General features: G+C 68.9%; 24 protein-coding genes. 15 read left to right on the top strand and 9 right to left on the bottom strand.

Translation table 11 applies throughout. From position 1 onward, the window contains the following. From ACFYPC_RS03530 to glgB, 3 genes are all read left to right on the top strand, one after another. On the top strand, positions 1-236 hold a 236-nt coding region (locus tag ACFYPC_RS03530), incomplete at its 5' end, for an alpha-glucosidase C-terminal domain-containing protein (protein WP_388669937.1). A gap of 143 nt (positions 237-379) precedes the next feature. Further along, complete coding sequence (locus ACFYPC_RS03525; RefSeq protein WP_388669934.1) at positions 380-1,804, top strand: phosphotransferase; 1,425 nt, start codon at positions 380-382, stop codon at positions 1,802-1,804. Between the two features lie 38 nt (positions 1,805-1,842). Next, complete coding sequence (gene glgB / locus ACFYPC_RS03520) at positions 1,843-4,227, top strand: 1,4-alpha-glucan branching enzyme (protein ID WP_388669931.1); 2,385 nt, start codon at positions 1,843-1,845, stop codon at positions 4,225-4,227. A gap of 100 nt (positions 4,228-4,327) precedes the next feature. On the opposite strand, the gene ACFYPC_RS03515 is transcribed toward glgB, so the two are convergent. From ACFYPC_RS03515 to ACFYPC_RS03505, 3 genes are all read right to left on the bottom strand, one after another. Next, the gene (locus ACFYPC_RS03515) at positions 4,328-6,631 is read right to left on the bottom strand and encodes a HelD family protein (RefSeq protein ID WP_388670082.1); all 2,304 of its coding nucleotides are present in this window, start codon (positions 6,629-6,631) and stop codon (positions 4,328-4,330) included. 149 nt (positions 6,632-6,780) lie between these two features. Further along, positions 6,781-7,095 (bottom strand): thioredoxin family protein, encoded by a 315-nt coding sequence (locus ACFYPC_RS03510; RefSeq protein ID WP_388670079.1) that lies wholly within the window; start codon positions 7,093-7,095, stop codon positions 6,781-6,783. Between the two features lie 14 nt (positions 7,096-7,109). Then, positions 7,110-7,538 carry a MerR family transcriptional regulator gene (locus ACFYPC_RS03505; protein ID WP_388669928.1) on the bottom strand — a complete coding sequence of 143 codons (429 nt, stop codon included), beginning with the start codon at positions 7,536-7,538 and terminating at the stop codon, positions 7,110-7,112. A gap of 226 nt (positions 7,539-7,764) precedes the next feature. On the opposite strand from ACFYPC_RS03505, the gene ACFYPC_RS03500 reads away from it, so the two are divergent. Then, entirely contained in the window at positions 7,765-8,391 is a 627-nt protein-coding gene (locus ACFYPC_RS03500; protein WP_388669925.1) for a TetR/AcrR family transcriptional regulator, read from the top strand. Between the two features lie 124 nt (positions 8,392-8,515). Here the strand turns inward: ACFYPC_RS03500 and ACFYPC_RS03495 are convergent, their stop codons facing one another. Then, the gene (locus tag ACFYPC_RS03495; protein ID WP_388670076.1) at positions 8,516-9,934 is read right to left on the bottom strand and encodes a cation:dicarboxylate symporter family transporter; all 1,419 of its coding nucleotides are present in this window, start codon (positions 9,932-9,934) and stop codon (positions 8,516-8,518) included. Between the two features lie 235 nt (positions 9,935-10,169). On the opposite strand from ACFYPC_RS03495, the gene ACFYPC_RS03490 reads away from it, so the two are divergent. Continuing rightward, complete coding sequence (locus ACFYPC_RS03490; RefSeq protein WP_388669922.1) at positions 10,170-12,095, top strand: ATP-binding protein; 1,926 nt, start codon at positions 10,170-10,172, stop codon at positions 12,093-12,095. After that, the gene (locus tag ACFYPC_RS03485) at positions 12,092-12,772 is read left to right on the top strand and encodes a response regulator (protein WP_388669919.1); all 681 of its coding nucleotides are present in this window, start codon (positions 12,092-12,094) and stop codon (positions 12,770-12,772) included. The genes ACFYPC_RS03490 and ACFYPC_RS03485 overlap by 4 nt, the downstream gene beginning before the upstream one ends. A gap of 3 nt (positions 12,773-12,775) precedes the next feature. Here the strand turns inward: ACFYPC_RS03485 and ACFYPC_RS03480 are convergent, their stop codons facing one another. Then, positions 12,776-13,204, bottom strand: a complete 429-nt coding sequence (locus ACFYPC_RS03480; protein WP_388669916.1) for a hypothetical protein — start codon at positions 13,202-13,204, stop codon at positions 12,776-12,778. Positions 13,205-13,468: 264 nt separating this feature from the next. Between ACFYPC_RS03480 and ACFYPC_RS03475 the strand changes: the two genes are divergently transcribed. The 3 genes from ACFYPC_RS03475 to ACFYPC_RS03465 are packed head-to-tail and all read left to right on the top strand — an operon-like array spanning position 13,469 to position 16,636. Beyond that, positions 13,469-14,839 (top strand): extracellular solute-binding protein, encoded by a 1,371-nt coding sequence (locus ACFYPC_RS03475; RefSeq protein ID WP_388670073.1) that lies wholly within the window; start codon positions 13,469-13,471, stop codon positions 14,837-14,839. Further along, complete coding sequence (locus ACFYPC_RS03470) at positions 14,836-15,777, top strand: carbohydrate ABC transporter permease (protein WP_388669913.1); 942 nt, start codon at positions 14,836-14,838, stop codon at positions 15,775-15,777. Before ACFYPC_RS03475 ends, ACFYPC_RS03470 begins: the two co-directional genes overlap by 4 nt. A gap of 1 nt (position 15,778) precedes the next feature. Beyond that, positions 15,779-16,636 carry a carbohydrate ABC transporter permease gene (locus ACFYPC_RS03465; RefSeq protein ID WP_388669909.1) on the top strand — a complete coding sequence of 286 codons (858 nt, stop codon included), beginning with the start codon at positions 15,779-15,781 and terminating at the stop codon, positions 16,634-16,636. 5 nt (positions 16,637-16,641) lie between these two features. On the opposite strand, the gene ACFYPC_RS03460 is transcribed toward ACFYPC_RS03465, so the two are convergent. Then, entirely contained in the window at positions 16,642-17,151 is a 510-nt protein-coding gene (locus tag ACFYPC_RS03460) for an ATP-binding protein (RefSeq protein ID WP_388669906.1), read from the bottom strand. Between the two features lie 281 nt (positions 17,152-17,432). Here ACFYPC_RS03460 and ACFYPC_RS03455 point away from each other — a divergent pair, with 281 nt between their 5' ends. Next, positions 17,433-18,284, top strand: coding sequence for a helix-turn-helix domain-containing protein (locus ACFYPC_RS03455; protein ID WP_388669903.1), 852 nt, complete (start codon positions 17,433-17,435; stop codon positions 18,282-18,284). Between the two features lie 9 nt (positions 18,285-18,293). Further along, entirely contained in the window at positions 18,294-18,491 is a 198-nt protein-coding gene (locus ACFYPC_RS03450; protein ID WP_388669900.1) for a hypothetical protein, read from the top strand. A gap of 101 nt (positions 18,492-18,592) precedes the next feature. Here ACFYPC_RS03450 and ACFYPC_RS03445 read toward each other — a convergent pair whose 3' ends face one another. Then, complete coding sequence (locus ACFYPC_RS03445) at positions 18,593-18,931, bottom strand: PRC-barrel domain containing protein (protein ID WP_388670070.1); 339 nt, start codon at positions 18,929-18,931, stop codon at positions 18,593-18,595. Between the two features lie 227 nt (positions 18,932-19,158). Beyond that, positions 19,159-19,332 (bottom strand): hydrophobic protein, encoded by a 174-nt coding sequence (locus ACFYPC_RS03440; protein WP_388669897.1) that lies wholly within the window; start codon positions 19,330-19,332, stop codon positions 19,159-19,161. A gap of 146 nt (positions 19,333-19,478) precedes the next feature. Here ACFYPC_RS03440 and ACFYPC_RS03435 point away from each other — a divergent pair, with 146 nt between their 5' ends. From ACFYPC_RS03435 to ACFYPC_RS03420, 4 genes are all read left to right on the top strand, one after another. Continuing rightward, positions 19,479-20,681, top strand: coding sequence for a phosphatidylserine/phosphatidylglycerophosphate/cardiolipin synthase family protein (locus tag ACFYPC_RS03435; protein ID WP_388670067.1), 1,203 nt, complete (start codon positions 19,479-19,481; stop codon positions 20,679-20,681). Between the two features lie 75 nt (positions 20,682-20,756). Then, complete coding sequence (locus ACFYPC_RS03430; RefSeq protein ID WP_388669894.1) at positions 20,757-20,999, top strand: DUF6411 family protein; 243 nt, start codon at positions 20,757-20,759, stop codon at positions 20,997-20,999. A 6-nt stretch (positions 21,000-21,005) separates the two neighbouring features. Continuing rightward, positions 21,006-21,977: a polyphosphate kinase 2 gene (gene ppk2 / locus ACFYPC_RS03425; protein WP_388669891.1), complete on the top strand. Its 972-nt coding sequence runs from the start codon at positions 21,006-21,008 to the stop codon at positions 21,975-21,977. Positions 21,978-22,187: 210 nt separating this feature from the next. Continuing rightward, a complete protein-coding gene (locus ACFYPC_RS03420; RefSeq protein ID WP_388670064.1) occupies positions 22,188-22,817 on the top strand; it encodes a helix-turn-helix domain-containing protein in 630 nt (209 codons plus the stop codon). A gap of 89 nt (positions 22,818-22,906) precedes the next feature. Here the strand turns inward: ACFYPC_RS03420 and ACFYPC_RS03415 are convergent, their stop codons facing one another. Further along, a complete protein-coding gene (locus tag ACFYPC_RS03415) occupies positions 22,907-23,935 on the bottom strand; it encodes an ATP-dependent 6-phosphofructokinase (protein ID WP_388669888.1) in 1,029 nt (342 codons plus the stop codon). Between the last annotated feature and the right edge of the window lie 43 nt (positions 23,936-23,978).

Raw genomic sequence — 23,978 nt, 5'->3', positions numbered from 1 at the left:
CCGCCGTCATCGCCTTCCTCCGCGAATACAAGGACGACCTCGTCCTGTGCGTCCACAACTTCTCCCGCTTCGCACAACCCACCGAACTGGATCTGAGCGCGTTCAACGGGAGGCATCCCGTCGAGCTGATCGGCGGGGTACGCTTCCCAGCCATCGGTGACCTGCCGTATCTGCTCACCCTCGCAGGTCACGGCTTCTACTGGTTTCGGCTCCGCAAGGACGCGGTCCAGAACTGAGGCGGGGCCGGTTTCCCCCGCCCCGCCCTGGGCACGCATGAGTAACACCCCGACTCCCCCGGCCGCCCAGGATCTCCGGGTCCTGGGTCTCCGGGCCTCCGGATCCCCTCGTCCATGGGTCTCCGGGGAAAGGACGCGACGCCATGTCGGAAGCAGCAACCCACTCTGCCACTGCCCCGGCCGCACGCCCCGAGCTGCTCGCGTCCCTCGATCCGCTGCTGCGGGAGTGGCTGCCGCGGCAGCGCTGGTTCGCGGGCAAGGGGCGTCCGGTGACCAGGTTCTCGCTGGTGTCGGCCACGGAACTGCTGCCGACGACCGGCCCCCTGGGCCTGCTCCACCTTCTCGTGCGCGCCCATCAGCCGCTCACCGCGGCACAGGGCGCACTCCCGCACCCGAGCGACTGCTACCAGCTGCTGATAGGCGTGCGCCAGGCCCTGCCACCGAGGCTCGCACCCGCGCTGATCGGGCATCTGGAGGAGGGGCCGCTGGCCGGCCTCACCGTGTACGAGGCGCTGCACGACGCGCGCCCCGCCGAAGTGCTCCTGGAAGCCCTGCGCACCCGGGCCCGGATCGGCGACCTGCGCTTCGAGCGCGACAGGCGCCAGGAGAGCCGGGGCGGGCAGATCATCCGCGACGGCCTGGTGCCCCGACTGGTGACCTCGGAGCAGTCGAACTCGTCCGTCGTCTACGGAGATACGTTCATTCTCAAGCTGTTGCGGCGGATCGTGCCGGGCACCAACCCGGACCTGGAGCTGCCGCTGCTGCTGTCCGGGGAGGGCTGCCCGCGGGTGCCGGCGCCGGTGGCGTGGATGGTCGCGGAGCTGGGTGAGGAGACGTACACCCTGGGTGTGCTGCAGCCCTTCGTGCGCGGTGCGACGGACGGCTGGGAGCTGGCGCTGCGCGAGCTGGCCAAGGGGGCGGACTTCGGCGCCGAGGCGCGGGCGCTGGGCCGCGCCACCGCCGAGGTGCACACGGCACTGGCCCACGCGCTGCCCACGGTCACGCTGGGCCACGCGCAGATGAAACCGCTCGTCGACGGAATGACCCAGCGCCTAGACGCGGCCGCGCAGGCGGTACCGGCGCTGCGTCCGTACGCTCCCGGTCTGCGCACCGCCTTCGAGGCGCTGGCCGACCTGGCCGCGGAGAGCGGCGCCTGGACCGCGCAGCGTATCCACGGCGATCTGCACCTCGGGCAGTGCCTGCGTTCGCCGTCCGGCGAGTGGTCGCTGATCGACTTCGAGGGCGAGCCGTCGAAGCCGCTCGCCGAACGCCGGATGCCGCAGCCCCCGGCGCGTGACATCGCGGGCATGCTCCGCTCCTTCGACTACGCGGCCCACTCGCACCACCCCCTGACGCCCGGCTGGGCCGACACCTGCCGGGCCGCGTACTGCACCGGTTATGCCGAGGTCACCGGAGTCGACCCGCGTACCGACCCCGTACTGCTGCGGGCCTACGAGACGGACAAGGCGGTGTACGAAGTCGTGTACGAGGCCCGCCACCGTCCCGACTGGCTCCCCGTACCGCTGGCGGCGGTGCGCCGACTCGCGGCGGACGCCACCGCCCCTTGACCGTCCCCCGCCCCTCTCGTTTCCAGGAGGCTTTGCCCGTGACGCCCCGTCCCTCGTCCGACGACAGTCCGAAGAAGACCGGCGCGAAGAAGAAGGCCGCCGCCGAGGGGAAGGCGACGGCCAAAACACCCAAGACTGCCGATGCCAAGAAGGCCGCCAAGGCCGGCAAGGGTTCGAAGAAGACCCGGGAGGCGGATCCGGTGCCCGCCGCCGACAGCGCTCCCGTCTTCGCGGGTGTGCACCCCGGCGACCGCGAGCGGCTGCTCAGCGGCACGCACCACGATCCGCACGGGGTGCTCGGGGCCCATCCCATAGCCGGTGGCGTGGCCTTCCGGACCTTCCGCCCGCACGCGCTGGCCGTGACCGTCGTGACGGACGAGCTGCGGGCCGAGCTCCAGGACGACGGGGACGGTTTCTTCTCGGGCCTGCTGCCACTGCGCGCCGTGCCGTCGTCCTACCGCCTGCTCGTCTCGTACGAGGGGACGGCCCAGGATCCCTTCGAGACCGAGGACGCGTACCGTTTCCTGCCCGCGATCGGCGAGCTCGATCTGCATCTGTTCGGCGAGGGACGCCATGAGCAGCTGTGGCGGGCGCTCGGCGCGGAGCCGATGGTGCACCAGGGCGTCGCCGGCACCCGCTTCACCGTGTGGGCACCGAACGCGCGGGGTGTCCGGGTGGCCGGCACCTTCAACTTCTGGGACGGCACGGCGTACCCGATGCGGTCGCTCGGGTCCTCCGGGGTGTGGGAGCTGTTCGTGCCCGCGATCGGTGACGGCGAGCTCTACAAGTTCGACATCACCCGCGCCGACGGTTCCCGCACCCTGCGCGCGGACCCGATGGCCCGGCGCACCGAGGTCCCGCCCCACACCTCCTCGATCGTGACCTCGTCGTCGTACACGTGGGACGACGACACCTGGATGGCGACCCGCGCCGCACGCCCCGTGCACCAGGCGCCCTTCTCCGTCTACGAGATCCACCTGGCGTCCTGGCGCCCAGGGCTGACCTACCGCCAGCTCGCCGAGCAACTCCCCGCCTACGTCGCCGACCTGGGCTTCACCCACGTCGAGCTGATGCCGGTGGCGGAGCATCCCTTCGGCGGCTCCTGGGGCTACCAGGTCACCGGCTTCTACGCCCCCACCGCACGGCTGGGCACCCCCGACGACTTCAAACACCTCATCGACGCCCTCCACAAGGCCGGCATCGGCGTCCTCATGGACTGGGTCCCCGCCCACTTCCCCCGCGACGACTGGGCGCTGGCCGAGTTCGACGGACGCCCCCTCTACGAACACGAAGACCCCCTCCGCGCCGCCCACCCCGACTGGGGCACCCTCGAATTCGACTACGGCCGCCGAGAAGTCCGCAACTTCCTCGTCGCCAACGCCGTCTACTGGTGCGAGGAATTCCACATCGACGGCCTCCGCGTCGACGCCGTCGCCTCCATGCTCTACCTCGACTACTCCCGCGAACCCGGCCAGTGGACCCCCAACGAACACGGCGGCCGCGAAAACCCCGACGCCGTCGCCTTCCTCCAGGAAATGAACGCCACCGTCTACCGCCGCAACCCCGGCGTCGTCACCATCGCCGAGGAGTCCACGGCCTGGGACGGCGTCACCCGGGCCACGCACCACATCGGCCCCGGCGGCTTCGGCGGTCTCGGCTTCGGCCTCAAATGGAACATGGGCTGGATGCACGACTCGCTGGACTACGTGAAACACGAGCCGGTCCATCGCAGGTACCACCACCACGAGATGACCTTCTCCATGGTGTACGCCTACAGCGAGAACTACGTCCTGCCCATCTCCCACGACGAAGTCGTCCACGGCAAACGCTCACTCGTATCGAAAATGCCCGGCGACTGGTGGCAACAACGCGCCACCCTCCGCGCCTACCTCGGCTTCATGTGGGCCCACCCCGGCAAACAACTCCTCTTCATGGGCCAGGAATTCGCCCAGGGCGCCGAATGGTCCGAAACCCACGGACCCGACTGGTGGCTCCTGGACCCCGCCTACAGCGCCGAACCCGACCACCGCGGCATCCGCGACCTCGTCCGCGACCTCAACACCACCTACCAACGCGAACCCGCCCTGTGGCAAAGGGACACCGACCCCCAAGGCTTCACCTGGATCGCCGGCGACGCCGCCGACGACAACGTCTTCGCCTTCCTCCGCCACGACACCGACGGCACCCCCCTCCTCGCCGTCTCCCACTTCTCCCCCGTCGTCCGCCACGGCTACCGCCTCGGCATCCCCGACGACATCCCCGCCTGGCACGAAATCCTCAACACCGACGCCACCCACTACGGCGGCAGCAACATCCTCAACCCCGACCCGGTGAAACCAGAGCCCCAGGGCGCCCACGGCCGCCCCGCCAGCATCCAACTCACCCTCCCCCCACTGGCAACCATCTGGCTCCGACCCGCGTAACGCGTAAAGATTCAGCCCCTCCGGCGTTTGAGGAGCGGGGGTTTGGGGGCGGAGCCCCCAAGTGACGGGAACGGGCAGGGGCGGAGGGGGCGAAAATCCCCTACGCCGCCCCCGCCCCCCGCACCAACCCCCCAGGCAGCTCCCCGGTATGAAGCACCCCCAACGCCTGCGTAGCCCGAGTCAGAGCCACATACAGGTCGCTCGTTCCGAACGCCCCGGGCTCGACCACCAACACCGAGTCGAACTCCAGCCCCTTGGCCTGCCGAGGGTCGAGAAGCACCACCGACCGGGTCAGATCGGGCGACGCTCCCGCCGTCACCCCGTCCAGCCGCCCGGCAAGCGCCCCGTGCAGCGCCCGCGGCGCAATCACCGCGAGCCGCCCCTCGGCAGGCGCCAGCTCGGCGACGGCCTTGGCCACCGCCCCCGGGAGATCATCGGAAACGGCACGCACCCACGGCCGTACGCCAGTACTCCGTACCGACCGCGGCGGCTCGAACCCGGGATGCTCCGCCCGCAGCACTCCCGCCGCGAGGTCCATGATCTCGGACGGCGTCCGGTAGTTGACCGCGAGGCGGGTGTGGTCCCACCGGTCCTCGACATAGGGAGAGAGGATCTCCTCCCACGATCCGACCCCGCCCGCCTCGGAGGTCTGCGCGGGGTCGCCGACCAGGGTCATCGACCGCGTGGGACTCCGCCGCATCAGCAGCCGCCAGGCCATGGGCGACAACTCCTGCGCCTCGTCCACGATGATGTGTCCGAACGCCCAGGTACGGTCGCCGGCCGCCCGCTCGGCGGCACTGCGGTGGTCGTCCTCCTCGTGCCGCTCGGCCATCCGCTCGGCGTCGATGATGTTGTGCGCGGAGAGGACTTCGGAATCCTCTTCGTCCATGTCCTCGAACTCGTAGGTACGGGAGGCGTAGGAGACGTCCAAGACGCCCTGTGCGTAGGCGACTTGACTGGTCCGCTCCTGGTCGGCGAGGGCCCGCGCCATCCGGTCGTCCACGCCGAGCAGTTCGGCGGCCTCGTCGAGGAGCGGCACGTCGGCGGTGGTCCATTCCCGGGTGACCTCGCGCCGAACGGCGTCCGCGTCCTCGTCCGGCAGATACCCGTCGGGCGCGGCGAGGAAGTCCGCGACCAGCCGCTGCGGGGTCAGCCGGGGCCACAACTGCTCGATGGCGTCCCAGACTTCGGGGTTCTCGGCCAGTTCGTCACGGATCTGCGTGATGTCGCCGGGGTCGAGGAGGTTCGACCCGTCGAAGGGATCCGTGCCGATGCGCTCGGCCAGCATGTCGGTGAGCGTGTTGAGGATGTGGCCCTCGAAGTACTCGCGCGCGACGTTGTGCGGCAACTGCGCCTCACGGGTGCGCTCCCGGGCGACCCGCACGAGCCCGGCGTCGAGCATCAGGATGTCCCGGTCGTGCTCGATGGCGATGACGGGGTCGGGCAGGCTCTGCCGATCGCGTACGACGGCGGCGAGTACGTCGGCCATGTCGGCGCGCCCCTTCACGGCGGCCGCTTCGGGCAGGTCGATGGCGGTCGCCTTCACACCGGGGAACAGTTCCCCGACCGTCGCGAGCAGCACACCCGTCTCGCCCAGCGCGGGCAGCACCTCGCCGATATAGCCGAGGAAAGCGGGGTTCGGCCCGACGATCAGGACGGCGCGTTTGGCGAGCAGTTCGCGGTACTCGTACAGCAGATAGGCGGCTCGGTGCAGCGCGACCGCCGTCTTGCCGGTGCCGGGGCCGCCCTCGACCACCAGCACACCCTGGTGGGGCGCGCGGATGATCTGGTCCTGCTCGGCCTGGATGGTCTGCACGATGTCGCTCATGCGGCCGGTGCGCGCCGAGTTCAGCGCGGCGAGGAGCACCGCGTCGCCGCTCGGGTCCTCGTGACCGGTGCGTTGGCGGTCGCCGAGGTCGAGGATCTCGTCGTGCAGGTCGGTGACCTGCCGGCCGTCGGTGGTGATGTGCCGGCGGCGCCGCAGGCCCATCGGCGTATGGCCGGTGGCCAGGTAGAAGGGGCGGGCGACGGGCGCCCGCCAGTCGATGAGGACCGGGGTGCGCTCGGTGTCGTCGGCGCGGATGCCGAGACGGCCGATGTGGTGGCTGACGCCGGAGGTGAGGTCGATACGGCCGAAGCAGAGCGAACCGTCGACGGCGTTCAGCGCGGCCAGCAGCCCCGAGCGCTCGGCGACGAGCACGTCCCGTTCCAGTCGCGCCTGCATGGGCGTGTTGCCCTGCCCGAGCGCGTCCACGACCGCGGCCTCCGTGAGACCGCGCAGCGCGTCCACGCGGGAGTACACCCCGTCGATGAATTCCTGCTCAATACGCAATTCATCGTCGATAAAACCTGTGGTGGAGTCTGTGTTTGAGCCCCTGTTTGACAATTCCACTCCCGGCCGGATACACTGTGCTCAATGAACTTCTCCGCGATTCAATGCACTTGAAGTCGCGAACCATTAAATATACGCAAGGAAATCCCCCGAGCGCAATTGCTCGGGGGATTTCTTGTGTGGGTGGCCTGTTGTCGGGTGGCCGGTTCCGCGGCGCGGGGTCACATCACCTCGGAAAGCTCCTCCAGAAGCCGTCGCTTCGGCCTGGACCCCACCATCGACTTCACCGGCTCACCGCCACGGAACACCATGAAGGTGGGCATCGACAGCACGCCGTACGCGAGCGTGGTCCGCGGGTTCGCGTCCACGTCCAGTTGTACGACCTTGAGCCGGTCGCCCTCCTCGGCGGCGAGGGCGGTCAGCACCGGCGCCATCTGCCGGCACGGCGGGCACCAGTCGGCCGTGAACTCCACCAGCACGGGCAGCTCCGCCCCGATCACCTCCGCCTCGAAGTCCGCGTCGCTCACCTCGGCCACACCCGCCGCCTTGATCACCGTGTCTGCCCTCCCAGTTCGCACACGGGTTCCGGGCCACCCGGAATCCCTGCATCGGCCGCCAGCTCGTCCCGCGCCCGCTCCGCCCGCGCCAGCTGCTCACCGACCGTCGCCCGCACCGCGGCCAACTCGTCGATCACCGCGTCGAGTTCACCGAGCTTGCGCCGGTAGACGGCAAGCGACGCGGGGCACGAGTCGCCCTCCGGGTGCCCGGCCCGCAGACACTCCACGAAGGGCCGGGTCTCCTCCAGCTCGAACCCGAAGTCCTGCAAGGTCCTGATCTGCTTCAGCAGCCGCAGATCGTCCTCGTCGTACGTCCGGTACCCGTTCTCACCCCGCCGCGCGGGCAGCAGCCCCCGGGACTCGTAGTACCGCAGAGTCCGGGTGGTCGTCCCGGCCCGCACGGCCAGCTCGCCGATTCGCATACCGCGACGGTAATCCTTGACGCCGACGTCAAGGCAAGCATGTTCAGGCGCGCACGCTGCCGGGGACCGGTCCACGAGAAACGTCCCGAGCCGGAGGCGGTGGGCGACTTCGGGGGTCGCGGCCAGGTTCGAAAGGACCTCGCGACCAGGCCCGTACCAGGGCAAATCGGTGGAGCCCCGGTGGACGGGACAAGGGCTTTCCCCATGGCCAGGCACAATGACCGTCATGAGCACGGAAACCCCCGGCCACGTGGAGACCCTCAGCCGCGCGGACGTGAACCGACGCCGCATCCTCGATGTCGCGCTCACGGAGCTGCTGCGTGATCCCGACGCGTCCATCGACCAGATCGCGCGAGCCGCGGGTGTCGTACGACGTACGGTCTACGGGCATTTTCCGAGCCGTGAGGCGCTGATCTCCACCTTGTTCGACGCCGCCGTGGACGCGGTGGAGGCGGCGCACATGGCGGGTCGCGAAGGTGTCGAGGATCCGCTGGAGTCGGTGGTCCGCTCGACGCTCGCCTGCTGGGAGGTCGCCGACCGCTACCGGCTGCTCGTCGGGCTCGCGCAGCGCAGTGTCACGGTGCAGGGCATCCGTGACCGGCTCGCGCCCGTCCGCGGGGCTGTCGTGGAGGTGCTGCGGCGCGGCCTGGAACAGGGGGTTTTCGAGTCCCCGCTGCCCGCGACCGTGCTCGCCCACGTGCACGAGCAGATGCTGTTCGCCCTCATGGAGGCGGTGAACCACGGCCTGCTGGCACCGGAAGAGGCGGGCCGCTCCGCCGCGGTCACGTTGCTGACCTCGGCAGGCGTACCCGCCTCACACGCCACCGAGCTGGTGGCCAAGCTGAGCGACTAGAGAACTGGTGACGCACCGAGCGGCCAGGCTACGGGGGATGGCCTGGCCGCTCGGCGTTCTGGGGAGGGGATTTACCGGTCTCCCCGGTTCGCGGGCGCCCCGTTCAGGAGGGCACCCGCGAGGCTCATGCCTTGGCGAGTTCCTTTTCGCCGCCCTGCTCCGAGACGTCCGCGTCGGCAGGAGCCGCGCCGTCCTCGTCGTCCAGCAGGGTCTTCTCGTCGAACGGGAACTCACCGGCGAGGACGCTGTTCACGCGCTCGGTGTCGATCTCCTTCGTCCAGGTACCGATCAGGACGGTGGCGACCGCGTTGCCGGCGAAGTTCGTCAGGGCGCGCGCCTCGCTCATGAAGCGGTCGATGCCGACGATGAGGCCGACGCCGTCCACGAGGGCGGGCTTGTGCGACTGCAGACCGCCGGCCAGGGTCGCGAGACCCGCGCCGCTGACGCCCGCGGCGCCCTTCGAGGCGACGAGCAGGAAGAGCAGCAGCGGGATCTGCTCCCCGAGCGACATCGGGGTGCCCAGGGCGTCCGCGATGTAGAGCGAGGCCATGGTCATGTAGATCATGGTGCCGTCGAGGTTGAAGGAGTAGCCGGTCGGGATGGTGATGCCGACCACCGGCTTGCTCACGCCCAGGTGCTCCATCTTCGCGATGAGCCGCGGCAGGGCGGACTCGGAGGAGGAGGTGGACAGGATCAGCAGGAACTCACGGCCCAGGTACTTGAAGAGCGTGAGGATGTTCAGGCCCGCGACGACGCGCAGCAGCGTGCCGAGCACGATGAAGACGAAGAGGAAGCAGGTGGCGTAGAAGCCCAGCATCAGGACCGCGAGGCTCTTGAGCGCGTCCACTCCGGCGGAACCGGTGACCGCGGCGATGGCGCCGAAGGCACCGATCGGGGCCGCCCACATCACCATGCCGAGGATGCGGAAGACCAGCCGCTGGATGTGCTCGACGCCGCGCAGGATGGGCTGTCCGGCCGATCCCATGGCCTGGAGCGCGAACCCGGTGAGCAGCGCCACAAGGAGGGTCTGCAGGACCTGGCCCTCGGTGAAGGCGGAGATCATCGTGGTCGGGATGATCGACAGCGCGAACTCGACCGGCGGCAGCGCCTCGGCGGACACCTGGCCCTGACCGGCTTCCTTGACCGCGTCGGTCACCTGGAGGCCCGTGCCCGGGTCCAGGATGTTGCCGACGACCAGACCGATGGTGAGCGCCACCAGCGACATGACCAGGAAGTATCCGAGGGCGATACCGCCGACGGCGCCGACCTTGGCGGCCTTGCGTACGGAACCGATGCCCAGCACGATCGTGCAGAAGATGATGGGGGAGATCATCATCTTGATGAGGTTCACGAAGCCGGTGCCGATGGGCTTGAGCTCGACCGCGAAGTCGGGAGCGAGCAGACCGACCGCGATACCGAGGATCACGGCGCCGATCACGGCGATGTAGAGATAGTGGGTGCGGTCCCGCTTTACGGCGGGTGCGGCAGGTGCGGTTTGCGGGGTGCTGGCCACGGCTGCCCTCCTTGACGACGTCGTCGGCATCATCCGGCGTGCGGCTCACGACCGGCGGAACCCGGCGTGCGACTCACGACCGGGGATCCGGAAGTCGCGCCCCCAGGACCCGGGAGGCGGATTCCCGGTGGATCCGGGAAACGGACTCCCGGCCTGTCCTGGAGGCGCACTCCCAGGGGATGCGGTGACTATCTCCCGCCTTGTGAGGGCGGTCACCCTTCCGTTCATTTAGTTCACACTTGTACGTGGAGGGAGACTGTTAGCCATGCACCTGCCCCGCGTTCCCAAACCCCGCAGCCTCGCCGGTCAGCTCTTCGGTATGCAGGCCGTGCTGATCGCGGTGCTCGTCGCCGGGTACGCGCTCTTCAGCTACGTCAGCGACCGCGGCCAGGCCGAGGAGGCGGCGGGCCGCCAGGTCATGGCCGTGGCCGGCTCGGTCGCCGGCTCCCCTTCGGTACGCGAGGCGATCCACACCGCCGACCCGACGAAAACCCTCCAGCCGTACGCCCTCCAGGTCCAGCAGGACACCGAGGTCGACTTCGTCACGATCATGAACACGCAGGGCATCCGCTGGACGCACCCGGACGAGACGCTGATAGGAAAACACTTCCTCGGACACATCGGCCCCGCTCTGGAGGGCACCCCCTTCACGGAGACCTACACCGGCACCCTCGGCCCTTCCGTCCGCGCGGTCACGCCCATCTGGGACAACGGCAAGATCGTCGGGCTGGTCAGCGCGGGCATCAAGGTCGAGGCGATCAGCGCTCGCGTGCAGGAGCAGGTGGCGGCTCTTCTCGGGGTGGCGGCGGGCGCCCTGGCCCTGGGCGGTCTCGGCACCTACGTCATCAACGCGCGCCTGCGCCGCTCCACCCACGGGATGAACGCGGCCGAGCTGAGTCACATGCACGACTACCACCAGGCCGCGCTGCACGCCGTACGCGAGGGTCTGCTGATGCTGGACGGGCAGTTCAAGGTGGCGCTCATCAACGACGGCGGGCGCGAGCTGCTGGGGGTGAGCGGCGATGTGGTCGGCCGTTCCGTGGCGGAACTCGGGCTGCCCGCACCGCTGACGGGCGCGCTGCTGTCGGCGGCGCCGCGGATGGACGAGGTGCACCTCACCGCGAACCGCGTCCTGGTGCTGAACACCTCGCCGGTCTCCGGCGGCGACCGCCGCGGCACCGTGGTGACCCTGCGCGATGTCACCGAACTCCAGTCCCTGATGGGCGAGTTGGACTCGGAGCGCGGCTTCACCCTGGCGCTGCGTTCACAGGCTCACGAGGCCGCGAACCGCCTCCACACGGTGGTGTCCCTCATCGAGCTGGGCCGCGCCGAGGAGGCCGTCGACTTCGCCACGGCGGAACTGGAGCTGGCCCAGACACTCACCGACCAGGTGGTCGCGGCGGTCAGCGAACCGGTGCTCGCCGCCCTGCTGCTCGGCAAGGCCGCGCAGGCCAACGAGCGGGGTGTGGAGCTGGTGGTCTCCCAGGACAGCGCCATCGACGACGGGCTCCTGCCGGCCTCGCTGTCCGCCCGCGACCTGGTCACGGTCCTGGGGAATCTCATCGACAACGCGGTGGACGCGGCGCAGGGGACGGTGGGCGCGCGGGTCACGGTGACGGCGTTCACCGACACCGACGGGCTGGTGCTGCGGGTCGCCGACACCGGCGCCGGGGTCGCTCCCGCTCACGCGGAGGCGGTCTTCCAGCGCGGCTGGTCGACCAAGCCGTCGGGGCCGGGCGGCCGGGGCCTGGGACTGGCCCTGGTACGACAGACCGTGAGCAGGCACGACGGCACCTTGACGGTGACGGCGGCCGCCGGGGGTGGGGCGGAGTTCGAGGCGCGACTGCCGTTGCCGTTGCCGTTGCCGTTGCCTACGGTGCCCTCGACGCCGAGGAGCGCGGCGCCCCGGGCAGGGGCATCGGCTGCGGCGCCCGGGACCGGGGCATCCGCCACCACGTGCGGGACCGAGACATCCGCCGCAGCGCCCGAGGCCGGGGCATCCTCCGCGGCGCCCGAGACCGGCGCATCCGCCGCCACATCCGGGACCAAGGCATCGACCGCACCGGCCCGACAGCAGGACGACCGGCCTGAGCACGCCCAGACCACCCCGACTGCCCACACCACCCAGACCACCCCGACCACCCAGCCCGCTCAGCCCGCCCAGCCCGCCGTGCCTGGAGGCGACGTATGACGACCGATCCCATCCGTGTGCTCGTCGTCGAGGACGACCCGGTCGCCGCCGACGCCCACGTCATGTACGTCGGCCGCGTCCCCGGTTTCGTCGCCGTCGGCAAGGTGCACACGGGTGCCGAGGCGCGGCGCGCGCTGGACCGTACGCCGGTGGATCTGCTGCTGCTCGACCTGCACCTGCCGGACGCACACGGCCTGCAGCTCGCCCGCTCCCTTCGCGCCGCCGGCTACCACGCGGACGTCATAGCGGTGACGTCGGCGAGGGACCTGGCGGTCGTACGGGAGGGTGTGTCGCTCGGGGTCGTCCAGTACGTCCTGAAGCCCTTCACCTTCGCCACGCTGCGTGACCGGCTGATCCGGTACGCGGAGTTCCACGCGGCGGCGGGTGAGGCGAGCGGCCAGGACGAGGTGGACCGCGCCCTGGCCACCCTGCGCGCACCGGGCCCGGCCGCGCTGCCCAAGGGCCTGAGCGCCCCGACCCTCGAACGCGTCACCGTCACTCTGCGGGACTGCGGCGAGGGCCTCACAGCGGCCGGGATCGCCGAGCTGGTCGGTATCTCCCGGATCACGGCCCGGCGCTATCTGGAGCACCTGGTGGAGTCGGGGCGGGCGGCGCGGGCCCCGCAGTACGGGCAGGTGGGACGGCCGGAACTGCAGTACCGGTGGGTGAAGGGCTAGGGACTAGTCCGGTGGACGGACTTCGGGACGCGGCCGTACGCGCGTGATCGCGGCGAAGACCACGAGGGCCGCCAGGCTCCCGCACACGAGGGCGGGATAGTCGGCCCAGTCGGGGTCGGCCGGTGCGGGCAGTCCCCGCCGCACCAGCTTGCCGATTGACCAGAAGACCAGCAGACCGGCTATGAAGGCCGGCCAGCGGTGCCGCACACCCTTGGTGACGTCGTCGAGCATCGCCAACACGGTCCAGACACCGATGAGGTCCACGAACTCCGTCCAACCGACGGCCACGACCCCTCCCCCCGCGGCGGTGAAGAAGAGCCAGGCATGAGCCAGCGGCAGGATCGGCGCGGCCTCTCGCGGCTCCTCCCGTGGAAACCAGAAGAACCTGCGCGCATTCCCGACGAACCCGCGATCCCCGTCGTCCAACGTCATGTCGCCCCCCGCGATGACCAGTTGGCCCGTCCGCCTCGTACGAGGTGGACCCACGGCGGCGGCCAAGGGTTGCGCGCACGCCCCAGGACGTTCTCCCACCCGAAGGTGAGGACCGGCAACTGCCCTACGGTGACGCCCTGTTCGGCACGGCACCTTCCATCTTGACTACGGCCACTGCAAGGTCATTGACCTGACATGCTCCCGCCTCTTACTTTCGCCGGGCAGACAATCTTGGCCACCAACGACGTCGGCCAGCAGGAGGTCCTGCCCGTGCGCCCCACCGCCGCCCCCATTCTCCTCGCGACACTGCTCACCGCCGCCACGCTCACCGCGTGCGGATCGGGATCCGGCAGCGATCCGGACACCGTGAAGATCTCGTTCAAACAGTCCACGGACAACTCGATCAAGGTGATGGACACCTATCTGGGCGAGATGAAGAAGGAGTTCGAGAAGGCGAACCCCGGCAAGAAGGTCGAGCTGGTTCCGATCAAGGCACCGGACTCGGAGTACTACACGAAGGTCCAGCAGATGCTGCGATCCCCGAAGACGGCTCCCGACCTGGTCTACGAGGACACCTTTCTCATCAACTCGGACATCACCAGCGGCTACTTGAAGCCCCTGGACGCCTACCTCGAAAGGTGGCCGGACTGGGACCAGTTCATCGACACGGCCAAGACGGCGGCCAAGGCCGAGGACGGGAAGACGTACGGCGTTCCGGACGGGACGGACACCCGGGGCCTCTGGTTCGACAAGGCCATCTTCAAGAAGGCGGGCCTGCCGACCGACTGGCAGCCGAAGACCTGGGACGAGGTCCTCGACGCGGCCCGCACGATCAAGGAGAAGGTCCCCGGCGTCACCCCCCTGAACGTCTACACGGGCAAGCCCGCCGGCGAGGCCGCCACTATGCAGGGCTTCGAGATGCTGCTGTACGGGACGGGGGACGGAACGACGGACCCCTTGTACGACACCGCGTCCAAGAAGTGGATCGCCGGCAGCCAGGCCTTCAAGGACTCCCTCGCGTTCGTGGAGACGGTCTTCAAGGAGAAGCTCGGCCCGGAGGTCTCCGACGCCCTCGACCCCAACTTCCCCACCAGGGTCCGCGGTGAACTGCTGCCCGAGGGCAAACTCGGCATCAACCTCGACGGCAGCTGGCTCCCGCAGGACTGGCTGGCGGGGTCGGGCCACGAATGGCCCGAGTGGTCCGACAAGCTCGGTCTCGCCTACATGCCGACGCAGAACGGCCAGGCTCCCGGCAAGGTGAGCATGTCCGGCGGCTGGACCTGGTCGATCCCGTCCAAGGCGGCCAACCCCGACCTGGCCTTCCAGTTCATCGAGACGATGCAGACCAAGGCGAACGCCCAGAAGTGGTACATCGCCAACTCCGGTATCGCGGTACGGAAGGACGTCGCCGCCGACCCCGGCTACGTGGACGCGCAGCCCGGCATCAAGTTCTTCACGGACCTCGTCGCGAGCACGCACTACCGGCCCGCGTACCCGGCGTACCCGAAGGTCTCGACGGCCATCCAGGAGGCCATGGAGGGCGTGACGACGGGCGACAGTTCGGTCGAGGAGGCGGCGAAAGGGTACGACGAGGAGCTCAAGACGGCCACCGACGGCCAAGTGGTCACGCAATGAGCGTGAGTACGCCGGTGGCACCGCAGATCCGTCCCCCGGATCCCTCAGGTACGAAGGTCGCCTCCCCTCCCCGGGGAGGCCTCCGCCGCTCCCTCGTCCGGGCCCTCCCGCTCTCCCCCGCCCTCATCCTGCTCGTCCTCTTCCTCGCGGGCCCGATCGGCTACTGCGCCTACATCGCCTTCACGGACCTGCAGTTGACCGGCCAGGCCCACTCGTCGTTCGTCGGCTTCGACAACTTCCGGGCGGCGTTCCAGGACGACGCGTTCCTCAACGCGGTCTGGCTCACCCTGGTGTTCACGGTGCTGTCCTCGCTGGTCGGCCAGAACACGCTGGGGCTGGCGCTCGCCGCACTGATGCAGCGGGCGTCGAAGCCGGTACGGACAGTGGTGGGCGGGATCGTCATCACGGCGTGGGTGCTGCCGGAGGTGGTCGCGGGGTTCCTGCTGTACGCCTTCTTCCGGCAGGAGGGGACGTTGAACGCCATCCTTGACTGGCTCCATCTCCCCTCCCAGAACTGGCTGTTCACGTTGCCGATCCTGGCGGTGTCGTTCGCGAACGTGTGGCGGGGCACGGCCTTCTCGATGCTCGTCTACTCCGCCGCGCTGAACGAGATCCCGAAGGAGATCACGGAGGCGGCGGAGGTGGACGGGGCGGGAGGCTGGCGCCGGATGTGGCACATCACGCTCCCGATGATCCGCCGGTCGATCGGCACGAATCTCATGCTCAACACCTTGCAGACACTCTCTGTCTTCGGGCTGATCTGGGTGATGACCCGGGGCGGCCCGAGCGGCAAGAGCCAGACCCTGCCACTGTTCATGTACGAACAGGCCTTCCAGAAGAGCATGATCGGGTACGGGACGGCGGTGGCGTTGCTGCTCCTGGTCGTCGGCTCGCTGTTCTCGGTCGTGTACATGCGACTGCTGCGGACGGAGGTCTGAGATGGCGATTCAGCCTGCTCGTACGCCCCTCAGGTCCCGGCGTCGTTCCACCCGGCGGCTGGCGGCGGACGCCGGGCTCCTCGTCCTGGCCGCCGCGTTCGCGCTGCCGCTGGTCTGGGTGGGCCTGTCCGCGCTCGACCCGGACGCGGGCCTGCGGGTGCAGGCCCCCGACAGCCTGACCCTGGACAACTTCGACGCGGTCCTGACACCGGACATCACCTTCACCCCGCTGCTCAACAGCCTGATCCTGTGCGGGGGCGGAACACTGCTGACGGTGCTCTGCTCGACACTGGCCGCCTATCCGCTGTCGCGGTTCAGGTCACGACTGAACCGTCCCTTCCTGCTCACCATTCTCTTCGCGACGAGTCTGCCGATCACCGCCATCATGGTGCCGGTGTACGCGCTGTTCGTGCAGGTGAATCTGATCGACACCATGCAGGGCACCATCTTCTTCTTCGCGGCCTCCCAACTGCCGTTCGCCATCTGGCTGATGAAGAACTTCATGGACGGGGTGCCGAAGGAACTGGAGGAGGCCGCGTGGACTGACGGGGCTTCGTCGTTCCAGTCCCTGATGCGAATCGTCCTGCCACTGATGGGACCGGGCGTGGCCGTGGTGACGGTGTTCTCGTTCGTGATGATGTGGGGCAACTTCTTCGTGCCGTTCATGCTGCTGCTCACGCCGGACCAGATGCCCGCGTCGGTGAGCATCAACGAATTCTTCGGGAATCGAGGGACCGTGGTCTATGGACAATTGGCGGCGTTCTCGATCATTTACTCGACGCCGGTGATTCTGTTGTATGTGCTGGTGGCGAAGCGATTGGGCGGGGGCTTTGCTCTGGGCGGGGCGGTAAAGGGATAGAGGCGTCACCCCTTGACCGCCCCGCCCGAGAACTCCCGAGCCCCCCGCCAAGGCAACACCGCCCACATCCGCGTCCCGCCTCCCGGCTCCCTGGCCTCCCCGAACCCCCACTCCCCCTCACAGACCCGCACCACGCACGCCAGCACCCGGAGCGCCGCCCGCCTTCGCGCATCGCAGGCCGCCGCCAGCCGGGGATGGCTGTGCCGCGGATGCCCGTCGTAGAGGATCACCCGCAACGCCCCCTCCCGAAATCGCAGCGACACGTACACCGAGGCGTCCGGCGTGAACCGGCAGGCGCACGCGGCCAGTTCAGCCACCACCTGCACCGCCGCCTCCGTCATGTCCGCCAGCCCGTGCGCCTGAAGAGCCACCCGGGTCGCCTCCCGCGCGATCCGCGAACTCACCGCCCCGGCGGGCAACGTGAAGCTGTACGCGAGCGTGTCCGGGGACGGGGGTGCCGCGTCCCGTACGTCTGCGGAGATGGGGCAGGCCGAGACGGCCGACGATGAGGACATGGCGAACTCCCTTGAGATCCAGCGGACATGACGAGGTATGTACGGCTCGGCCAGTGGCCTGTCTCCCTGGCACGATTCCGCCCCTCCCAGGGAGGGAGAACGCGGGCAGGCTCGCGCGATGCACTTCCGAACGACGCCGGGCCGTAAGCGACTTGTCACTGACTGTAGGACTTCAAGGGGCACGTGTGCCACCTAGTCGAGCACATTGCCTCCGGAGAAGTGGACCGGTCCGCGGCGCGCAGTGCAGACTGATCCCCGACCAATCGGGGAGGAAGGTGCCGATGCCGACACGGCCCGCACCGACGGAACGTCAGAAGCGCCTGGGCGCCGAGCTGCGCAAGATGCGACTCGCGGCTGATCTGACCACGGAGTACGCCGCCGGACTGCTCGGGCTGGACCGTACGAAGGTCTCCAACATGGAGTCGGGCGTCCGGGCCACGTCACCCGATCGGATCCGGATACTCGCCAGCAACTACGACTGCGCGGACGAGGCATACGTCGACGCGCTCGTAACCCTGGCCGATTCACGCAAGCGAGGCTGGTGGGACAACTTCAAGGGGACCCTCCCCCAAGGCCTGCTGGACGTCGCCGAGTTGGAGTGGTTCGCCTCCCGCCTCCGGAGCTACCAGACCGTGCACATCCCGGGGCTGCTCCAGCTCAGCGGATACGCCCGCGCCGTCTTCGACTCAGCGCTGCCACAGCTGCCCAAGTCGGAGGTCGAACTACGCGTCCTGCAACGCCTGCAGCGTCAGCAGGTACTCGATCGCGACGACCCCGTCGAGTACGTCGCGTACGTCCACGAGTGGGCCTTGCGCATGCAGTTCGGCGGGCGCCGTACCACCCGTGAGCAGCTTGCGTACCTGTGCGAGGCGTCCGAACGCGAGCACGTCGAGTTGCGCGTGCTCCCCGTCGAGGCCGGAGCCTTCCCCGGTGCAGGGCACGCCGTTCTGTACGCGAGCGGTGCCGTCCCCCAACTGGACACCGTCCAGTTGGACTCCGCGCACGGCGGCGAGTTCACCCATGCAGACGCCCAACTCGCCAAGTACCGTGCCCACATGGACTGGTGGCACTCCCACACCCTGAGTCCGGAGCGCTCGCGCGACCTCATCCACGCCATCGCCCAGCAACTCTGAGGAGCCCGCATGCCCGAGATCATCTGGGAAGAGCCCTACTGCGCCGAAGGAAACAACTGCTTCCGCATAGGCACCGACCCAGACCCCACCGGCAACGCCTACATAGCCATCGCCGGTCAGGAGGACCACTACCTCACCGACACCCGCGAAGCGCTCCGTACCCTCATCCGGGACATCAAGGCCGGAAAGGCCGACCACCTCCTCTGAGCCGGTCCGGAGCACCGACGCGGGAAACAGAAAGGCGGCGTCGGCCGACCCCCCGGAGGGAGCCGGCCGACGCCGTGTACGGGTGGCGTCTGACTCAGGTGTCAGATGCGCGGGGTGCCGTAGTAGCCACCTACCTGCTCGTGGTAGCCCGCATCCCCGATGTGCTTGTCCTTGTCGAACTCCGGGGAGTTCTTGATCTCTTCCTTGGTACGGCCGACGAAGATCTTCTTGTCGGTCGTGTCCACGCTCGTGATGGTGCCGGCCGGCAGCAGCACGTGCTTGCCGAAGATCCACACACCGGTGTCGACGACGATGTAGGCGGAGCCGACCTCCTCGGAGTACTTGTCGACCTTGCCGATGTGGCCGTCGGTCGCCTCCACCTTGAAGCCCGTCAGATCCAGGCCCGCCTGGTAACCCGACGTCGGCTGGTAACCCCACATGTCGGTCACGATAAATCCCTTCGTTCAGCTGTACAGAATTACCCCGGACGCTTGATGGGCGCCGGTGTCTTTGCTGACGGGAGACGGGTTCCCGACCGGGCCCCCGCCATGCACGGGAAATCTCGTTGAAATCCGTGCGGTCCGTCGGGAACGGCGCACCACCTGGCATTTCCAGCCACGATCATCAGCGCGCCGGACTCTCGACTCGCTGCGCATCAAACTCCCGTTTACCAGCGGTACCAACGGCTACGTCGGCCGCCTCCGCCAGCGGCGGGCCTGAGGACGAACCCCAGCACCCACACCACGAGAACAATCACCGCTATCCACCACAGTGCTTTCAGTGCGAAGCCCGCACCGAAAAGGATGAGAGCGAGAAGAAGAACGAGAAGCAGGGGAACCATGATTATCAACCTCCGGACAATCGTGTGCCCTAGGCCTGAACGATCATGCCTGCCGAATTTCGGGTTTGATTCTGCTGTTCGGGGTGAGAGGGTCCGCCGCCACCGTTCTTCTTCGACCGGCAGGGAGCGCCGTGACCAGCACACGCATGGAGTCGGAAGGGACCCGGGTGACGGCCGCCCCGCGGCTGGACCCGGCGGAGAACAAACAGCGGCTGCGGCGTCGCCTGGAGCGGCTGATCGGCATCGCCGCGACGGAGGGCAACTCCCTGACGGTGCTGCGCAACGGGGACGAGATCTTCGCGGCGATGCTGGAGAGCATCCGCGGCGCCGAGTACACCGTGGACATGATGACGTTCGTGTACTGGCGCGGAGAGATAGCCCGCCGGTTCGCGATCGCGCTGGCCGAGCGGGCCCGCGCGGGTGTGCGGGTGCGGCTGCTCCTTGACGGCTTCGGCAGCCGGCTGATCGAGCGGGACCTGCTGGAGATGATGGAGGAGGCCGGGGCCGAAGTGGCCTGGTTCCGCAAGCCCTTGTACCTCTCGCTGTTCAAGCAGAATCACCGCTGCCATCGCAAGGTCCTGGTCGTGGACGAGGAGACGGCGTTCACCGGCGGGGTGGGCATCGCCGAGGAGTGGTGCGGTGACGCCCGCAACGAGAACGAGTGGCGCGACACCCACGCCCGGGTGCGCGGACCCGCCGTGGACGGCATCGCCGCCGCCTTCGCGCAGAACTGGGCCGAGTGCCACGACACCCTCTTCGACAGCCGCGACCGCTTCACCGACCACGCGTCCGAAGGCGGCGCCGTGGTCCAGGTCGTCCGCGGTTCGGCGAGCATCGGCTGGCAGGACATGCAGACGCTCCTGCGGGTCGTGATCGAATCCGCCCAGGAGCGACTGCGCCTGGCCACCGCCTACTTCGCCCCCGACTCCTACTTCGTCGACCTGCTGTGCTCCGCCGCCCGGCGCGGTGTCGAGGTGGAGATCCTGTTGCCCGGCCCCCATACCGACAAGCGTGTCTGCCAGTTGGCCGGTCAGCACTTCTACGAGGACCTGCTCGCCTGCGGGGTGCGCATCTTCGAGTACCAGCCGACGATGATGCACGCCAAGGTCATCACCGTCGACAAGGTCGCGGCCCTGGTCGGCTCCACCAACCTCAACCGGCGCTCCCTCGACCACGACGAGGAAGTCATGCTCGCCGTCCTGGACGAGGGGTTCACCGCCACCCTCGACGATCACTTCGACGAGGACCTGCGGGCCTGCGAGCGGATCGAGGAGGACCGCTGGAAACGGCGCTCCGCCACGCAGCGGCTGCGGGAGACGGCCGTGGCCCCCATCCGCCGGTTCCTGTAGACGGCGCCCTGACCACATGGGAGTGGCATAACAGGGCACTCGTCTCACGTCGGACCGACCCGAAGGAGTTCACTGATGCTGATCGCCGCCATCATCGCCGTATGTGTGGTCCTGGCCGTGCTTGCCTTCTTCGTCCCCCGTCTCTCCCGCCACCCCGAACGCGGCACGCAGCGTTCGCTCGGCGCCGGAGCCCGGGCCGGCGGCAAGGCACCCGGTTTCCTGGGCAAGCTGCTCAGCAAGCCCTTCCACAGCAGTTCGCGTGCCGTCGGCCGCAGCGGCTCGGCAGGTCGCCGCAGCCGCGGCCGTATGCCTTTCTGATCCGGAATGAACAACACCGAGGAGGACGGCGCCGACGAGGAAAGACTGCTGGACGGTCTCACCGTCGACGCCAGCCGGAGCGAGCAGCCCATCGTCCTGGACGAGAGCGGGCGTCCTACCAGCACCTGGCGCGAGAACCACCCCTACGACCGCAAGGTCCGCCGCAAGCAGTACGAGCAGACCAAACGCGTCCTGCAGATAGAGATGCTCAAGCTCCAGCGGTGGGTCAAGAACACCGGCGCGCGCTTGGTCGTCGTATGCGAAGGGCGCGACGCGGCCGGGAAGGGCGGCACGATCCAGCGCTTCACCGAGCGCCTCAACCCCCGCGGCGCGCGGGTGGTCGCCCTGGACAAACCCAATGACCGCGAGAGGGGGCAGTGGTACTTCCAGCGGTACATCGCGCAACTGCCGACGGCGGGAGAGATCGTCTTCTTCGACCGCTCCTGGTACAACCGCGTCGGTGTGGAGCGGGTGATGGGCTACTGCTCGAAGGAGGAGTGTGAGCTGTTCTTCAGGCAGTGCCCGGCCTTCGAGCGGATGCTCGTCGACGACGGGTTCCTGCTGGTGAAGTTCTGGTTCTCCGTGTCACGCTCCGAACAGCGCACCCGCTTCGCCATCAGGCAGGTCGACCCGGTCCGCCGCTGGAAGCTCTCCCCCACCGACCTCGCGTCGCTGGACCTGTGGGACGACTACACCGAGGCGAAGGTCGACATGTTCCGCGCCACCGACACCGAACACGCGCCGTGGACGGTCGTCAAAAGCAACGACAAACGTCGCGCCCGGCTGGAAGCCATGCGTAACCTGCTCACACGCGTCGACTACGCCGACAAGGACCCTGAGGCCGTGGGTACACCCGACCCTCTCATCGTCGGGGCCGCCGACACCCTCCTCGAACCCGGCGAGGAGGACACGGCACTCTCCCCCACTCCGCTGTCCCACCGCACCACGGGTCCCGGCAATCACCCTGACACCGCCTGACATAGACAGGGTGCGGACAGGTGACAGGGTGCGGACAGGTGCAGACAGGTGCAGAGCCGTATGTTCCTACAATCTGTGATTGTGTCCGAACAGACCGTAGTCACCGCGGCCTTCGGCCCTTACTTTGACCGCGTGCCCCGACCGCAAGCCCACCAGCCCACCCCGCCCTTCAACGCCCCGGCGGCCCGCAGACTGCGGGCCGCGCTAGGAATGGGGCCCGAGCATGTCGCGTACGGGATGAGATCCTCGTACGGACTCCCCTACGTCACCCCGGACCTGGTCGCCGCCTGGGAACGCGGGATCGCCGTGCCGAGTGCGCCCGAACTCACCGCGCTCGCGGGCGTGTTGTGGTGCTCCCAGGGTGAACTCATCGGCGTACCGCGGACCTTGCGCGAGCACCGCGTCGCACGCGGCCTCGCAGCCGACGACCTCGCGCGCTCCGTCGGCCTCGAACTCCTCGCGTACCAGCGGATGGAGGAGTCCGGCGAGTGGCGCGGCAACGAGCGGCAGTCGGCCACGCTCGCCGAGGTTCTCGACCTCTCGCTGCGCGACTTCGTCACCGTGACGGGGCGCGACGACAAGCTCGCCGAACTCCTGCGCAGCGCGGTGACGACGCGCTGGCAGGCGTACGCGCGCCCGGTCGGCAAGATGGTGCCCCTGGACCGGCGTCTCCTGGAGAACGTGCTGCAGGAGATGCACACCGACTACCAGGGGCGGATGGCCGCCTCGCTGAGCTGGGGCGACGGCTCGGCCGCCACCGACGCAGGCGAGTTGGGCCAGGACTTCCTCGACCAGATCATCGACCACTTCTGGGCGATGATCCAGCGGAGTACTTACTGAGAGCCCAGGCCCGACCACCGTGGGCAAGAGCCTCTAGAACGACCATCGTGGGCAGGAGCCTCTAGAACGACCACCGTGGGCAGGAGCCTCTAGAACACCGACTCCGCCTCGTCCATCCGGTCCTTCGGCACCGTCTTCAGCTCAGCGGTCGCGTCCGCCAGCGGCACCATCTCGATCTCCGTGCCACGCAGGGCCGTCATCCTGCCGAACTCGCCGCGGTGGGCGGCCTCGACGGCGTGCCAGCCGAAACGGGTGGCGAGTACACGGTCGTACGCGGTCGGCGTGCCACCACGCTGGATGTGGCCGAGGATGACCGGCTTGGCCTCCTTGCCGAGGCGCCGCTCCAGCTCGCGCGCGAGAGCCGTGCCGATGCCCTGGAAGCGCTCGTGGCCGAACTGGTCGATCTCGCCGTGGCCGTAGTTCATGGTGCCGTCGCCGGGGTGGGCGCCCTCGGCGACGCAGATGACGGCGAACTTCTTGCCGCGCGCGAAGCGCTCCTCGACCATCGCGACCAGGTCGGCCGGGTCGAAGGGGCGCTCGGGCAGGCAGATGCCGTGGGCCCCGGCCGCCATACCCGACTCCAGGGCGATCCAGCCCGCGTGCCGGCCCATCACCTCGACGACCATCACGCGCTGATGGGACTCGGCGGTGGTCTTCAGCCGGTCCATCGCCTCGGTGGCGACGCCGACCGCGGTGTCGAAGCCGAAGGTCCGGTCCGTGCCCGAGATGTCGTTGTCGATCGTCTTAGGGACGCCGACGACGGGGAGGCCTCCGGAGTCCGAGAGCATCCGGGCGGCGGTCAGCGTGCCCTCGCCGCCGATCGGGATGAGTACGTCGATGCCGAACTCACGGGCCATGTCCTGCGCGTTCTCGCAGGCCTCCCGGAGCCGGTCGCGCTGCAGACGGGAGGAGCCGAGGATGGTGCCGCCGCGGGCGAGGATGCCGCTGACCGCGTCGAGGTCGAGGGTGCGGTAGCGGCCTTCGAGCAGGCCGGCGTAGCCGTCCTCGAAGCCGACGACCTCGTCCCCGAAGTTGGTGACCGCTCGGTGCACGACCGACCGGATCACTGCGTTCAGGCCAGGGCAGTCGCCGCCTGCGGTGAGAACTCCGATGCGCATCGTGCTGTGTCTCCTGCTCGCTGCCGGTACGTGTGAGCCGGTT

It is taken from the genome of Streptomyces sp. NPDC005808, from assembly GCF_042871385.1.
Classification (GTDB): Bacteria; Actinomycetota; Actinomycetes; order Streptomycetales; family Streptomycetaceae; genus Streptomyces.
The sequence above is the reverse complement of the archived record's forward strand: the minus strand, read 5'-3'. Positions and strand labels throughout refer to the sequence as shown.

Coding starts and splice junctions, on each gene's coding strand:
- ACFYPC_RS03445 (WP_388670070.1), bottom strand. CDS start 18,931: ATGTGGGGTTACCAGCCGACGTCGGGTTACCAGGCGGGCCTGGATCTG.
- ACFYPC_RS03470 (WP_388669913.1), top strand. CDS start 14,836: ATGAGCGTGAGTACGCCGGTGGCACCGCAGATCCGTCCCCCGGATCCC.
- ACFYPC_RS03435 (WP_388670067.1), top strand. CDS start 19,479: ATGGAGTCGGAAGGGACCCGGGTGACGGCCGCCCCGCGGCTGGACCCG.
- ACFYPC_RS03505 (WP_388669928.1), bottom strand. CDS start 7,538: ATGCGAATCGGCGAGCTGGCCGTGCGGGCCGGGACGACCACCCGGACT.
- ACFYPC_RS03525 (WP_388669934.1), top strand. CDS start 380: ATGTCGGAAGCAGCAACCCACTCTGCCACTGCCCCGGCCGCACGCCCC.
- ACFYPC_RS03420 (WP_388670064.1), top strand. CDS start 22,188: ATGGGGCCCGAGCATGTCGCGTACGGGATGAGATCCTCGTACGGACTC.
- ACFYPC_RS03460 (WP_388669906.1), bottom strand. CDS start 17,151: ATGTCCTCATCGTCGGCCGTCTCGGCCTGCCCCATCTCCGCAGACGTA.
- ACFYPC_RS03415 (WP_388669888.1), bottom strand. CDS start 23,935: ATGCGCATCGGAGTTCTCACCGCAGGCGGCGACTGCCCTGGCCTGAAC.
- ACFYPC_RS03480 (WP_388669916.1), bottom strand. CDS start 13,204: ATGACGTTGGACGACGGGGATCGCGGGTTCGTCGGGAATGCGCGCAGG.
- ACFYPC_RS03465 (WP_388669909.1), top strand. CDS start 15,779: ATGGCGATTCAGCCTGCTCGTACGCCCCTCAGGTCCCGGCGTCGTTCC.
- ACFYPC_RS03495 (WP_388670076.1), bottom strand. CDS start 9,934: ATGCCGACGACGTCGTCAAGGAGGGCAGCCGTGGCCAGCACCCCGCAA.
- ACFYPC_RS03500 (WP_388669925.1), top strand. CDS start 7,765: ATGAGCACGGAAACCCCCGGCCACGTGGAGACCCTCAGCCGCGCGGAC.
- ACFYPC_RS03450 (WP_388669900.1), top strand. CDS start 18,294: ATGCCCGAGATCATCTGGGAAGAGCCCTACTGCGCCGAAGGAAACAAC.
- ppk2 (WP_388669891.1), top strand. CDS start 21,006: ATGAACAACACCGAGGAGGACGGCGCCGACGAGGAAAGACTGCTGGAC.
- ACFYPC_RS03440 (WP_388669897.1), bottom strand. CDS start 19,332: ATGGTTCCCCTGCTTCTCGTTCTTCTTCTCGCTCTCATCCTTTTCGGT.
- ACFYPC_RS03430 (WP_388669894.1), top strand. CDS start 20,757: ATGCTGATCGCCGCCATCATCGCCGTATGTGTGGTCCTGGCCGTGCTT.
- ACFYPC_RS03455 (WP_388669903.1), top strand. CDS start 17,433: ATGCCGACACGGCCCGCACCGACGGAACGTCAGAAGCGCCTGGGCGCC.
- ACFYPC_RS03490 (WP_388669922.1), top strand. CDS start 10,170: ATGCACCTGCCCCGCGTTCCCAAACCCCGCAGCCTCGCCGGTCAGCTC.
- ACFYPC_RS03485 (WP_388669919.1), top strand. CDS start 12,092: ATGACGACCGATCCCATCCGTGTGCTCGTCGTCGAGGACGACCCGGTC.